The organism is Actinomadura sp. 1N219 (assembly GCF_044326405.1).
In the GTDB taxonomy this organism is placed as follows: domain Bacteria; phylum Actinomycetota; class Actinomycetes; order Streptosporangiales; family Streptosporangiaceae; genus Spirillospora.
In genome coordinates this window covers 40,422-53,110 of sequence record NZ_JBIRAY010000006.1, presented here as the reverse complement: position 1 = coordinate 53,110, position 12,689 = coordinate 40,422, and the positions used below count along the sequence as shown (strand labels likewise).

At 69.8% G+C, this 12,689-nt stretch carries 9 protein-coding genes; 5 read left to right on the top strand and 4 right to left on the bottom strand.

Annotated features, from left to right (window positions below; all coding sequences use genetic code 11):
• Positions 1-82 precede the first annotated feature (82 nt).
• Together ACH35V_RS19920 and ACH35V_RS19915 are read left to right on the top strand one after the other, a co-directional pair.
• Positions 83-2,458, top strand: a complete 2,376-nt coding sequence (locus ACH35V_RS19920) for an FAD-dependent oxidoreductase (RefSeq protein ID WP_395974214.1) — start codon at positions 83-85, stop codon at positions 2,456-2,458.
• 260 nt (positions 2,459-2,718) lie between these two features.
• Positions 2,719-4,608 (top strand): potassium transporter TrkA, encoded by a 1,890-nt coding sequence (locus tag ACH35V_RS19915; RefSeq protein ID WP_395974212.1) that lies wholly within the window; start codon positions 2,719-2,721, stop codon positions 4,606-4,608.
• Between the two features lie 311 nt (positions 4,609-4,919).
• Here the strand turns inward: ACH35V_RS19915 and ACH35V_RS19910 are convergent, their stop codons facing one another.
• Positions 4,920-5,495, bottom strand: coding sequence for a TetR/AcrR family transcriptional regulator (locus ACH35V_RS19910; protein WP_395974210.1), 576 nt, complete (start codon positions 5,493-5,495; stop codon positions 4,920-4,922).
• An 89-nt stretch (positions 5,496-5,584) separates the two neighbouring features.
• Between ACH35V_RS19910 and ACH35V_RS19905 the strand changes: the two genes are divergently transcribed.
• Positions 5,585-7,021: a DHA2 family efflux MFS transporter permease subunit gene (locus ACH35V_RS19905; RefSeq protein ID WP_395974208.1), complete on the top strand. Its 1,437-nt coding sequence runs from the start codon at positions 5,585-5,587 to the stop codon at positions 7,019-7,021.
• Between the two features lie 79 nt (positions 7,022-7,100).
• Here ACH35V_RS19905 and ACH35V_RS19900 read toward each other — a convergent pair whose 3' ends face one another.
• Together ACH35V_RS19900 and ACH35V_RS19895 are read right to left on the bottom strand one after the other, a co-directional pair.
• Positions 7,101-7,355, bottom strand: a complete 255-nt coding sequence (locus tag ACH35V_RS19900) for a hypothetical protein (protein ID WP_395974206.1) — start codon at positions 7,353-7,355, stop codon at positions 7,101-7,103.
• Positions 7,352-7,972: an HdeD family acid-resistance protein gene (locus tag ACH35V_RS19895; RefSeq protein WP_395974204.1), complete on the bottom strand. Its 621-nt coding sequence runs from the start codon at positions 7,970-7,972 to the stop codon at positions 7,352-7,354. Before ACH35V_RS19895 ends, ACH35V_RS19900 begins: the two co-directional genes overlap by 4 nt.
• Positions 7,973-8,225: 253 nt before the next feature.
• On the opposite strand from ACH35V_RS19895, the gene ACH35V_RS19890 reads away from it, so the two are divergent.
• The gene (locus ACH35V_RS19890) at positions 8,226-8,663 is read left to right on the top strand and encodes a hypothetical protein (protein WP_395974202.1); all 438 of its coding nucleotides are present in this window, start codon (positions 8,226-8,228) and stop codon (positions 8,661-8,663) included.
• An 88-nt stretch (positions 8,664-8,751) separates the two neighbouring features.
• Here the strand turns inward: ACH35V_RS19890 and ACH35V_RS19885 are convergent, their stop codons facing one another.
• Positions 8,752-9,378 carry a GAP family protein gene (locus ACH35V_RS19885; RefSeq protein ID WP_395974200.1) on the bottom strand — a complete coding sequence of 209 codons (627 nt, stop codon included), beginning with the start codon at positions 9,376-9,378 and terminating at the stop codon, positions 8,752-8,754.
• Between the two features lie 624 nt (positions 9,379-10,002).
• Here ACH35V_RS19885 and ACH35V_RS19880 point away from each other — a divergent pair.
• Positions 10,003-12,651 (top strand): LuxR C-terminal-related transcriptional regulator, encoded by a 2,649-nt coding sequence (locus ACH35V_RS19880; RefSeq protein WP_395974198.1) that lies wholly within the window; start codon positions 10,003-10,005, stop codon positions 12,649-12,651.
• The last annotated feature ends 38 nt before the right edge of the window (positions 12,652-12,689 follow it).

The window sequence follows — 12,689 nt, the reverse complement described above, 5'->3', positions numbered from 1 at the left end:
CGCAGGCCTGAAACCCTCCCGCTCATACGCCGCCCCGCCTGCGCCAATCACTTCCGATAACGGTCGGAAGGAATGGTGAATAGTGAGAAAGAGCGTCGCAGTCATCGGTTCCGGGGTGTCGGGCATGACCGCGGCGTATCTGTTGCGCGACCATTTCGACGTCACCGTTTTCGAGGCGGATTCCCGCCTGGGCGGTCATGTCGACTCCAGGCGTCCCGAAGCCGGCTCGCCCGCGGAGATGGCGTTCGGGGTCTTCGACGCCGCGCACTGCCCGAACTTCACCAGGCTGCTGAGGGAACTGCGGGTCACGACCCGGCCGACGGACGTGTCGACAGAGGTGGTGTGCGTCGACTGCCGTTTCTCCCACCCCAGCGACGACCCTTTCGAGTTGTGCGGGCTTCCGGAGCGTCCGCCCGGCGTCAGCGAGCGCGTGTGGAACCGGTGCGCCGAGGACGCCGAGCGGCTCGTCCCGCAACTGCGGGACGCGAGCCGCAACAGGCCGGACACGACGATCGAGCGGTTCCTGCTGCAGGAAAGGTTCTCCAGCTACTTCGCCGGGCATTTCGTGTACGCGCGGCTCTGGGGATGGCTCTTCTGCGACATCAGGAACGTTCCGATCGGGCTCCTGTCCAGCGTGCTGGACCGGTACGGGCTGCTGGGCGGCCCCGATTCGTTCCGGTCCTGGCAGGTGGTGTCCGAGGGCAGCGCGATCTACATCGAGCGCATCGCCGCCGGCCTGACCGCCGTGAAGACCTCGACACCGGTGCGGGCCGTCAGCCGCACCGCCGGCGGGGTCGCCGTCCGGGACGCGGCCGGGGACCTCCACCACTTCGACAAGGCGGTGATCGCGGTGCACGCGCCACAGGCGCTGGCGATGCTCACCGACCCCACCGCGGAGCAGGAGTCCGTCCTTGGCGCGTTCGAGTACACGCCGACGGAGGCGGTGCTGCACGCCGATGAAGGCATGCTGCCGAACAAGCCATGCCGCACCGCGCTGACCATCCAGGTGTCGTGCGCCAACCCGCACCTGCCATCTGTCAGCGCACACCTGAACATGAACAAGCTGCGCCGCCAGACCTCGTCCAGGTCGTACTGGGTGACCTACACCCCCGTCATCGGGGTGAGCTCGGCTCGCGCGCTGGCCCGGGAGGTCTACCACCATCCGGCCATCACCACTCGGTTCGCCGCGGCCCAAGGCCGGCTACCCGCCCTGTCGGACGACGTGCTCGCCTTCGCGGGCGCCTACCACGGTGACGGTTTCCACGAGTCCGGCTGCACCTCCGGGATCTCCGCCGCGGCGGCGCTCGCGGGCAACGATGCCGCGGCACTGCTCAGGGAACGCTTCGAGGGCGTTGACGCCGTCATGGGCTGGGCGTCGCCCCCGTCCAAGCCGAAGCCGCGTGGCGTCGCCGAGTCCGTCGCCGAGTCCGCCGCGAATCTCCCGCCGTTGGACGAGCTGCGCGTCCCGGACCTGTGGTGCCCGATCGCGCCCGCCGTCCATCCGCGGGCCGCGGAGGTCGAGGAGCACGCCATCGACTGGATGACCCGCTTCGGGTTCATCACCGGTCCCGGCGAGGCAGGCGACGCTCGCGCCCGCCGATTCGGCGCGCTGAGCTCCCGTGTCTACCCGCGCGGCCCGCTCGACTTCGTCACCTTCGGCTGCGACCTGATCATCTGCTTGCGCCTGATCGACGAGGAGTACACCGGACGCGCCGCCGTGCCGCACCGGCAGATCGACTACGCCCGCGCCATCACCAGGTCCAGCCGGATCCTGCGTGATCCCCGCGAACTGCCCCCAGGCATCCCCGCGGACGAGATCAAGTACCACGCGGCGCTGCGGGACCTGGCCCTGCGGTGGGCCTGGCTGGTCCCCGCCGAACAGGTACTGCGATTGCGCGCGGGCATCGAGGAGTACTTCATGGCCCTCGGCTGCGAAGCGATCTACCGCAGCCACAACGTCATGCCATCGGTGGACGAGTTGATCTCCCTCCGCGAGTCATCGATATTGCGGCGTTCCGCTTGCTTCGTCGTCACCGAGATGACCGGCCTCAGCCCGTTGCCCGGCAATCTGTTCAGCGACCCCCAGTTGCAACGCATCGCCGGCACGGCCGGCCGCGTGATCGCGTGGACCGAAGACATCCTGTCCGGCCCACGCGAACTGTCCGGCCCACGCGAACTGCGCCGACCCGGTGCCGTCAACCTCATCTCCGTGCTGGCCGAGGAACGCGGGATCAGCGACCAGCAAGCACTCGACCTGGCCGCTGAGATGCACACCCGGGAGACCCGGACGTTCCTTGAACTGTCCCAGCGCGAACTACGCCGCGACTGCGACCCTCGCGTCGCCCAGTACATCACCGGACTCGGCCAATACATCCGCGGCAACCTGGACTGGACCAAGACGACCAGCCGTCACAGCACCGAGCCCGACAACTCGAAACCACAAACCCTCGCTGACTAACACCTCCAGCCAGCTCCCTGAACGTCCGATCAAGGCGAGACGGGGACGCGCCACCGTCATCGGGACGGTTCTGTCGCGACCGGGCTACACAATCGCTCAATTGCGCGAATTTTTGAAAGAATGGCCATGGGCATTTGATGCCCGGACGATTCGGAACGGCGGCACGAGGGGCAGGCATGGCACAGGAGCGCGGATTCGCGGTAGATGGATTCGCGATTCCGGTCGGTGCCGGGTGATCCTCGATGAGCAAGGGTGATCGAGTGAGGCGGGCCACCGGCCCACGAGTCAGGTGGCGCGACCGGCTCCAGTACTGGTTCGACACCACGATGTCGCGGGGCACGCCGGCGCTGATCGGCTGGCTGGGGCTGGCCTCCGCGGCGCTGGTCCTGGTCGTCGCCTCGCTGACGATCTTGATTGCGCCGCGCGACGCCGACGACAACGGGCACTGGCCGGGCGTGCTGTGGCGCAGCCTGCTGCGCACGCTCGACGCCGGGGGCATGGACGAGGAGGGCGGCGGTCCCTACCTCGCGCTGATGTTCACGTCCACGATCGGCGGGATCTTCATCGTCAGCACGCTGATCGGCGTGCTCACCACCGGGCTGGAGAACCGGATCACCGAGCTGCGCAAGGGCCGGTCCCGCATCGTCGAACACGACCACACCGTCCTGCTCGGCTGGTCGGAACAGGTCTTCACCGTGATCGCCGAACTCGCCGAGGCCAACCAGAGCGAGCGCCGCTCCTGCGTGGCGATCCTGGCCGACCGCGACAAGGTCGAGATGGAGGACGCCATCCGCGCCCGCGTCGGCGACACCGGCCGCACCCGCGTGGTCTGCCGCCGCGGCAACCCGCTCAAAGTCGCCGACCTGAGCCTGGTCGGTCCGGACACGGCCCGCTCCATCATGGTGATCTCGCCACCGGTCGACGACCCGGACACCCATGTGATCAAGGTCCTGCTGGCGCTCGGCGCCCGCTCCTGGGGCGACCGCCGCCCGCACGTGGTCGGCGCGGTGCACAACACCGCCAGCCTGCCCGCGGCGCGGCTGGCCGGCGGCCCGCTCGCCCGCGTCATCGACGCCGACGACGTCGCCATCCGGCTCATCGTCCAGTCGCACCGCCAGTCCGGCCTGTCCACCGTCTACACCGACCTGCTGGACTTCGAAGGCCACGAGTTCTACATCCGCCCCGAACCGTCCCTGACCGGCACCACCTACGGCCAGGCCCTGGACGCCTACGACCTGGGCATCCCGGTCGGCCTCTGGCACGCCGACGGCACCGTGTCGATGAACCCGCCCATGGACACCGTCATCACCGCCGACGACGAGATCGTCATCCTCGCCGAGGACGACCTGCTCATCCGCCTGGCCCGAGGCGCCCGGCCGTCCATCGTCGACGGGGCGATCACCACCGCCGCGCCGCGGCCGCGCCGTCCCGAACGGACGCTGCTCATCGGCTGGAACCACCGCGCCCCCAAGATCATCCACCTGCTGGACGACTACGTCGAACCCGGCTCCGTCCTCGACATAGCCGCCCTGAGCGAGGACCCGCGCGACGCCCTCCCGCCCCTGACCAACCTCACCATCGGTCACACCACCTGCGACAGCACCGACCGCACCCAGCTGGAAGCCCTAGACGTCGGCTCCTACAAGCACGTCATCGTCCTGGCAGACCAGGACCAGGACCCCGAGCACGCCGACGCTCGCACCCTCGTCGCCCTGCTGCACCTGCGCGACATGGAAGACGAGCTCGGCGACCCCTACTCGATCGTCAGTGAGATCAACGACGACGCCAACCGCGAGATCGCGCAGGTCACCAAGACCGATGACTTCGTGGTCAGCGACAAGCTGATCAGCTTGATGCTCACCCAGCTCAGCGAGAACCGGCACCTGTTCCACGTCTTCGCCGACCTGCTCGACCCCAGTGGCTCGGAGATCTACCTCAAGCCCGCGTCCGACTACCTGCGGCCCGGCGCCGCCGCCAACTTCGCCACCGTCACCGAGGCCGCCCGCCGCCGCGGCGAGACCGCGCTCGGCTACCGGCTCCGGACCTCGTTCCACACCCCGCCCGCCTACGGCGTAGTCCTCAACCCCGACAAGGCCGCACCGCTGACCCTCTCCGCCGAAGACCGCGTCATCGTCCTCGCCGAAAAATGACCCGTCTCCGCGGCGAACAGGCCGCCCTCCTGGAAACCAACGCGCACCATCACCGCCTCACCCCGCCCGCCCGGTAAGCCAGGCCGAGGCATCGCACCTGTATCAGAGCGGTCCACACCCAGTTGGGGCGTCCACGGCAGCGGGGCCTTCGCTCAGTCCGCACTCGCCCTCCAGCGTCCTCTGTGATCTGGGCGCTGAAGACGGCATGACTCGAACGCCTCGGCGGGTCGCCTGGGTGGTGCGGCGCGCGGCGCCGTGGATCGGGGAGGTATGCGCCGCCCGGACGATCGGCGTCGCTGTCCAAAGGCAGATCAGGCCGGCCCCAGCAACCGGTCGACCAGCCCGGCGATGTAGTCCGGGGTGAGCGGGCCCGCGCCGAACAGGACGCGGATGTACATCGGGGCCATGACGTGGTCGAGCACGTCCAGCACGTCGGGTGGACGCTCGCCGCGTTCGCCGGCGCGGTCGAGCATGGCCTGCACGAACCGGGTGCGTTCAGCGAGAAAGTCGTCGCGCGCCCGCAGGCCCCGTTCGCCCCTGTTCGACAGGGCGACGGTCAGGCGCAGCACGGCCAGGCCGTCGGGTCCCGTGATCTCGCGCGCCACCTGGGCCGCGTAGGCGTGCAGGTCACCGGCCAGGCTTCCGGTGTCGGGCATTGGCGACTGCGCGTTCAGGCGCGTGAGTGCCACATCGGTGAGCAGGGCCTCCAGGGTGCCCCACCGGCGGTAGACGCTGGTATCGGCCACGCCCGCGCGGGCCGCGACGTCACCGACCGTGAATTCGCCGTAGCCGCGCTCGCCGATCAGGTCCGTGACGGCCTGGTGCACCGCCGCCCGGACGCGGGCGCTGCGCCCACCGGGCCGCCGGACCGGTACTCGCTCCTCCATGACCCCACCTTAGTGCAGGCCGCAGTTGCGTTTACGGGGCTTGCTGTGTAGCTTCCTAAAGCAGTATCAAACTGCTTTTAGGGGGAACGATGAAGGCTGCACCGCCGGTGGCCGTGCCGAACCGGGCGGCGTTGCTCACGGTGACCTGCCTGGGGCAGTTCATGGTGCTGCTCGACAACACGATCGTCAGTGCGGCACTGCCCGACATGCAGGAGCGGCTGCACACCCAGTTGACCGGGCTGCAATGGATCGTCAACGCCTATGTGCTGCTGGTCGCCATGCTGTTGCTGTCCGGCGGCGTCTTCGCCGACCGCTTCGGCCGCAAGAAAATGTTCCTGGTCGGCGTCGTGGTGTTCACCGCCGCGTCCGTCCTGTGCTCCGCCGCGCCCTCGATCGGCTGGCTGATCGTCGGGCGGATGCTGCAGGGCATCGGGGCCGCGGCGCTGAGCCCCGCCTCGCTGACCCTGCTCGCCGCCGCGTATCCGGTTCCGCAGGAGCGGGTCAGGGCGATCGGGCTGTGGGCCGGATTCAGCGGAATCGGCCTGGCCGCCGGACCAGTGGCCGGCGGCGTGCTGGTGGAGGCCTTCGGCTGGCCCGCCATCTTCCTCGTCAACGTGCCCATCGGCGCGGTCCTGCTGGTCGCCGGCCTGCGCGTTCTGGACGAGTCCCGCAACCCGAGCGCGCCGGCGATCGACGTCCCGGGAACGGTCCTGTCCGTCCTGGGTGTGGGGGCGCTCACCTACGGGCTGATCGAGGGCGGCTCCCGTGGCTGGACCTCGCCTTTGATCCTGAGCAGCTTCGCCGCCGCGGCCGTGATCCTCGCCGTCTTCGTGGTCATCGAAAAGCGGGTTCCGGCACCGATGCTGCCGTTGCGGCTCTTTCGGCAACGGCTGTTCACGGTCTCCAACACGGCGATGATCGTGGTCGGTTTCGCGCTCATGGGCTCGTCGTTCTTCTTCTCCCAGTTCTTCGTCCACGTCCAGGGCAGCTCGATCCTGCGAGCCGGGATGCAGACCTTGCCCGCCACGTTCGCGATGCTCGTCATCAGCCCGTTCGCGGGCGGATTCGCCGCCCGGTACGGCTTCCGGATCATGGTCACCATCGGCCTGACGCTGGCCGGGCTGGGACTGCTGGCCCTGGGTTTCGTGCACGCCGACACCGGCTATGCGAACGTGTTGTGGCGGCTGGCCGTCGCCGGCATCGGTTTCGCCCTGGCCATCTCCCCGCTGACCGGCGCCGCCATCCAGTCGGTCAGCCCGCAGGAGGGCGGCCTGGCGTCGGGCGTCAGCAGCACCACCCGGCAGATCGGCGCGGTCCTCGGCGTGGCGGTGCTCGGAGCCGTCGTCCGCACCCGGGAGTCCGGTGGCGCCTCCTTCGAGGAGGGGCTCAACAGCGCCTTCGTCGTGGCCGGCGCCGTCACCGTGGCCACAGCCGTGTTCACGGGCCTGTGGCTGGTCAGGAGCACCGAGCCGGCGCGACCGGCGAGCCCGGCCCCGCGCGTTCATGAGAACACCACGAGCCACTGACGCGGCCAGGGTCGGAGCAGGCTGAACAGCTGATGCGCGCGTCCGGGAGTGGACGTAGGAGAGTGTCCGGTTCCCGGGGTTACCTGTTGGACGGGTTCAGGCGGTTGGGCGCGGGGGCGGAGGGGAGGCGGCGTACCTCGACGAGTTCGAGACCCAGGGACTCGATCGTCTCCAGGACGCCGTACAGGGCGCCCTGGTCGAGTTCGGGGCTCCAGACGACTGTCTCGACGGGGTTCACGCGGACGTTGAGGTCCTCGAACGCGTGCTGGAACGTGTCGCTGACGCGTCCCCTGATCCGGATCTCGTAGCCGGGGCTGGTCGGTGGATCGGTCATCGGTTCGCGCTCGCTTCTCGGTTGCCGGCGTGCCAGATCCACAGGGCCAGGGCCGTGGTCACCAGCCCCCAGGTGATGAGCCACAAGCCGGCGATCCAGGTGAGCGCGGTCAGGGTGATCCCGGGCCAGAGCAGCAGCAGGAGTCCCGCGAATATGGCCAGGCCCGCCAGGAGGGCCGTCCCGCCGCGTCCCCGCGGAGCCGGTTCCGTCAGCGCGGTGACGAGTCCGATCGTGCCGGTGACCAGCCAGAACAGGCCGAAGAGGAGGGCCAGGATCTCAACGGTCTGGAGCGGGTCGCGCATGACGAGCACGCCGACGGCCAGCGACAGCACGCCCAGCAGGGTGAACAGGACGCGGGCGGCCCCGCCCGCCTCGTCCGCGGCGATGGCCTGCACGATCTGGTACACGCCGTGGAGCACCAGGTTGAGGCCGAAGAGGAAGGCCACGACGCGGATGGTGGCGTCCGGCCAGGTCACGATGGCCAGGCCGAGCAGTGCCGCGAGAATCCCGGCGGCTGCGCCGACGCCCCAGGCGCCGGTCGCCAGCCGCATCGTGACCCCGCCGCCCGATGTCCGCGGGCTTGCCGGCCCGAACGCTCCCGATGGCGCTGAGGTCATGACGTCCCCCTTTGCTCGCCGGCTCCGCACCTGAACTTGATGGAGCCGGGTGTGGTCCTTGGTACGAGCACACCGCGCCGGCACGGGAACCCGCATCATCCCTGGCGGGTGAACGTCGGGCCGACCGGGGACGGCTGGTGATCGCCGCGCGAGGGCACCGCGGTGTGAACTCATCCGCCGGGGGTGATCTGGACGCCGCCGCCCTGCCGGACGATGAGGCGCATCTGCACCTTCGAACCGGGGGAGGGTCGACATGACCCAGAGAGCGCATCCGCAGGTCGACGCGGGCCGCGGGCCGGTGAGCGGCTGGGCGGTCGGGTTGGCCGTCTTCGCCGGCTGCATGATGATCATGGCCGGGCTGTTCGGCGCGATCACGGGGATCGCCGCGATCGTCGATGACGACCTGTACGTGATCCGCGGCGACTACGTCTTCGAATGGGACGTGACGGCCTGGGGCTGGATCCACCTGGTGCTCGGGATCATCGTGATCGCGGCCGGGATCGCCGTGTTCACCGGGCGGGCCTGGGCGCGTGTCGTCGGCATCGCGCTGGCGGTGCTGAGCGCCGTCGCCAACTTCATGTTCCTGCCGTACTACCCGGTGTGGTCCATCGTGATCATCGCTCTGGACGTCGCGGTGATCTGGGCCTTGGCGAGGTATTCAAGGCAGGCCGCAGCCGAGACTTGGGGCTGAGCCGGTTCCGGGACCGGTTCGGGTGACGAGCCGGTCCCGGCTCCGTCCCCGGTGGCCGGCTGCTCGCCACGGGGGCACGGCGGCGCGGTCACAGGATGAGCAGAATGAAGATCACGTAGGCGGCGATGTTGACCACCCAGCTGTGGGTGTTCATCCATTCCCGGACTATCGGCATGGCCCGGTTCATGCGCTTGCGGAAGAGCAGCAGCGTCAGGAGCGGCAACGCCGCGATCAGGACGGTGGCGGCGATGAACGGCAGGGCCGCGGCCAGGTCCAGATCCCGCTGCTCCAGATGAGCCCCCACCGTCAGCATGACCATGATGTCCGAGGGCATCAGCAGGATCATCAGAGCGCCGATCGTGAACGCCTTGCGCGGGCTCGCCTCCATCAGCGTCCCGAGCCACTTGGGCGGCTTGGCCGTCTCCCGCTTGGCGTAGCTCTTCACCGCGGCGGCGAGCAGAAGCGCGACGAGCACGACCTGGATGATGGTCCCCGCCGATCCCCTGCTGGACGGATCGCCCAGCGATACGTGGTTCCCCAGCAGGGCGAAGACGCCGCGGCTGACGCACACCCCGGCTGTCGCGGCGGCGGTCACGCCCACGAGGAAGGCCAGGGAAGCCCGTACGGCATGCCCGGCGGTCACCAGAATGATGGCGGACATGATCTGGGGTCCCACCATCATGGTGACGGCCAGCGGAAGTATTTGGAGGTCCAAGTTTCGCTCCGATCAACGCTGTGCTTCTCCAGCGCGGACCACGGCCATCGGCAGCGGTGCCAGAGAGCGATGCCTCCTACAGATGCTGTGCCGTGCCGTGGCCGGACGGCATCACCTGAACAAGGTGAGGCGGGCCGGCGACAATTGCCGCGCCCACCCTGCCTGATCATGAATCTACGCACGGGCGACGGGGACGCCGTCGCCGTCGCGCAATGTTCCGGCAATGCGACGACAAAGGTTCGCACACACTGCAATGGCTCCCGGACCTGCTCATCGGGGCAGTGCGGTCCTCAGCCGATGGCAGCCGTCCTGGTCACGACGCCCACCGACGCCGCCAACCCCCGGTGAACGGCACTTTCAGAGCGGGCGCAATGCGCGGCTGCCCGGTGCCCGGTGCAGTTCTGACGATGAAATGGAGGGTAAGGGAGATATGGGGGGATTTTTCCGGGACGGGTGTCGCGGAAACAGCGCGATGCTGCCCCCTGTCGGGGGATGAGCCAAATGAGTGCGACGGGGACTTCTGCGAAAGCATCACCAAAGGATTCGAAAGCGCCGCCCAAGGGGCCGGCGCCGGCGAGGCCGTCGCCGGAGGCGACGGCGAAGGGGCCCGAACCTGCCGGCTCTTTGCCGCATCTGCCCGGCTGGGCCGTTGCGCGCCCCCGGCTGTCCGAGCGGTTGAGCGAGGCGGTCGGGGAGCCGCTGACCTTGATCACCGGGCCGCCGGGGGCGGGCAAGACCATCACGGCGCTGGCGTGGGCGGCGACCGCATCGGGAGCCGCAGCCGGGACGGGAGCCGCGGCCGGGACAGGAGAGGCGCGGCCGGACGCCTGCTGGGTCGCCTGCGATGACTCGACGGCGACCGTCCGCGGGTTCTGCCTCGCCCTGGGCGACAGCCTGACCCGGGCCGGAATCGACGTCGCCTCCATCGGACGAGAGTCGGCCCGCGCCGACGTCCGCGACGAGGAGATGCTCGAGGCGATCACGGCGGCCCTGCTGAACGCCGCCGCTCCCATCGCGGTCGTGGTGGACGATTTCCCGGCGAGGCCCGGCTCGGCGCCCGCGAATGTGGTGAGCCACCTGCTGCGGCACGCGGGTCCGTGGTTCCGGGCGGTCGTCCTCTCCCGCAGCGATTCGCCGCTGCCGCTGCACCGCCACCGGCTCGCAGGCCAACTTACCGAGATCCGCGCCGACGACCTGGCCTTCGCCGACGACGAGATCGCCGAGGTCCTGGCCCAGCACGGCGTCCGGCTGACACCCGCGTCCCAGCGGGCGCTCCGCGCGCGGACGGGCGGCTGGCCGGCGGCTATCAGGCTCGCCGCGATGTCGATGGAGCGCCACCCCGATCCCGAGGAGTTCGCCGCGCGGTTCGCCGGCGACGACCAGGCCATCGTCGGCTACCTGATGGAGGAGGTCGTGGACGCCCAGCCGCCCGACACGCGGTGGCTGCTGCTGTCGACGAGCGTCGCCGAGCGCGTCAACACCGAGCTGGCGGGCGAGCTCGCCGGCGAGGCGGGCCGGGCCTTCCCGGACATGGTCCGGCAGAACGCGTTCGTCGTGCCGCTCGGCCAGGGCTGGTTCCGCTACCACTCCATGTTCGGCAAGGCGCTGCGGCTGATCCTCCGGCACGAATCACCGGACATGGTCCCGCTGCTGCATCGGCGGGCGGCGGCGTGGTTCGAGCGGTCGGGGCTGTTGCCCGACGCCGTGCGCCAGGCCGTCCAGGCGGACGACTGGCAGTACGCGTCGCGGATGGTCGTCGACCGGCTGGCGATCGGACACGTCCTCGGCCTGCGACCGCATGACCCGCTGCTCGGCCTCCTCGACGGGATACCGGACACGGCGATCTTCACCGGGGACGGGCCGGAACCGGCGATCGTGGCCGCCGCGGTGGCGGCGCGGCGCCGGGACGAGCCGTCCCGCGCGGCTGCGCTGCGGCACGCCAAGAGTGTTCTGCGCCGGTCGTCGCCGTCCGCGGCCCGGTCGGCGCGGATGTGCCTGGCGGCCGTCGAACTCTGGCGCCCTGGAACAGCTGGGTTTGCCGACCTGGCCGACGCGTCCGGCGAAGCGGCCCTGCTTCAGCAGGCTCCCGGCCGGCTGCTCGACGACCGTCCCGAGTTGCGGGCGCTTGCTCTGTCCGGACGAGGCGCCGCCCACGTCTGGCACGGAGAACTGCACCAGGCGGCACGCCATTTCGGCGCGGCACTGACCGCGGCCGAGCAGGCGGGCGGAGACTTGCCGAAGAAGCGCTGCCTCGGCGACCTGGCGCTCACCGAGGCCCTGCTCGGCAACGCCGCACGCGCCGCCGACCTGGCGGACCGCGCCCGCCGGCTCCCCGACGTACCAGGGCCGCCGGACGGCGGCGCGATAGCGGCGGCCCTTCTGGCGCATACCTGGGCCGACGTGGAACGGTGGCGCCTCCAAGAGGCCCGCAACCAGCTGGGCCAGGTGGCGCGGACGCCGTCCGGCCACGAGGGTCCGCTGTCGAACGCCGTCTACTACCTGGTGAAAGCCCGGACCAACCTGTGCCAGGGCCGACCCGAGCACGCCTTGGACGACCTGCGAGCAGCCAATGAGATCACCCCGCGACCCGGCTGGCTCGAACGCAGACTGGCCCTCACCGCCGCCGAAGCCAACGTGGCCTGCGGTGACATCGAAGCCGCACGCCTGGACGCCAAACGGGCCGGTGACCGCGCAGCCCTCGAATCGGTTCTCGCACTGGCACGCGTTGATGTGCGCTTGGGCGAGTACGACACCGCGTCCGCGACACTCAGGGACGCACTGCGCCAATCCACCGCCAAGACGCCGCTGGACGTGCGCGTGGACGCCTGGCTGCTCGATGCATGCCTGTCCTACCGGAACGGTGACCGTCGCCAAGGCCGCCGCTCCCTGGACCGGGCCCTCAGCCTGGCCCGGCGCGAGGAGATCAGACGACCCTTCGCGATGTCGCGAAGCTGGCTGCTCCCCGTCCTGCACCATGATCCCAAGATGCTGCACGCCTATCACCCGCTCCTGGAGCCGTTGGGACTAGCGGTGAAAACCGAAACGGTGGCCTCCCCGGACGAGGACGGAGCGGCACCGGTGGAGCAACTCAGCCCGCGAGAACTGGAAGTGCTGCGATCCGTGGCGCAACTGATGACCACGCAAGAGATCGCCGCGAATCTTTTCGTGTCCGTGAACACGGTCAAGACGCATCTGAAGAGCATCAACCGCAAACTCGCGGTAACCCGCAGAGCCGAGGCGGTCCGCCGAGCCCACCAGCTGTCCCTCCTCTGAGCGCCCGCACTTGAGTTCCGCCGGGGGCGGTTTCGCCA

Excerpts from the sequence above, each read along its gene's own strand:
- ACH35V_RS19910 (WP_395974210.1), bottom strand. The coding sequence starts at position 5,495 with ATGGAGGAGCGAGTACCGGTCCGGCGGCCCGGTGGGCGCAGCGCCCGC.
- ACH35V_RS19905 (WP_395974208.1), top strand. The coding sequence starts at position 5,585 with ATGAAGGCTGCACCGCCGGTGGCCGTGCCGAACCGGGCGGCGTTGCTC.
- ACH35V_RS19900 (WP_395974206.1), bottom strand. The coding sequence starts at position 7,355 with ATGACCGATCCACCGACCAGCCCCGGCTACGAGATCCGGATCAGGGGA.
- ACH35V_RS19895 (WP_395974204.1), bottom strand. The coding sequence starts at position 7,972 with ATGACCTCAGCGCCATCGGGAGCGTTCGGGCCGGCAAGCCCGCGGACA.
- ACH35V_RS19890 (WP_395974202.1), top strand. The coding sequence starts at position 8,226 with ATGACCCAGAGAGCGCATCCGCAGGTCGACGCGGGCCGCGGGCCGGTG.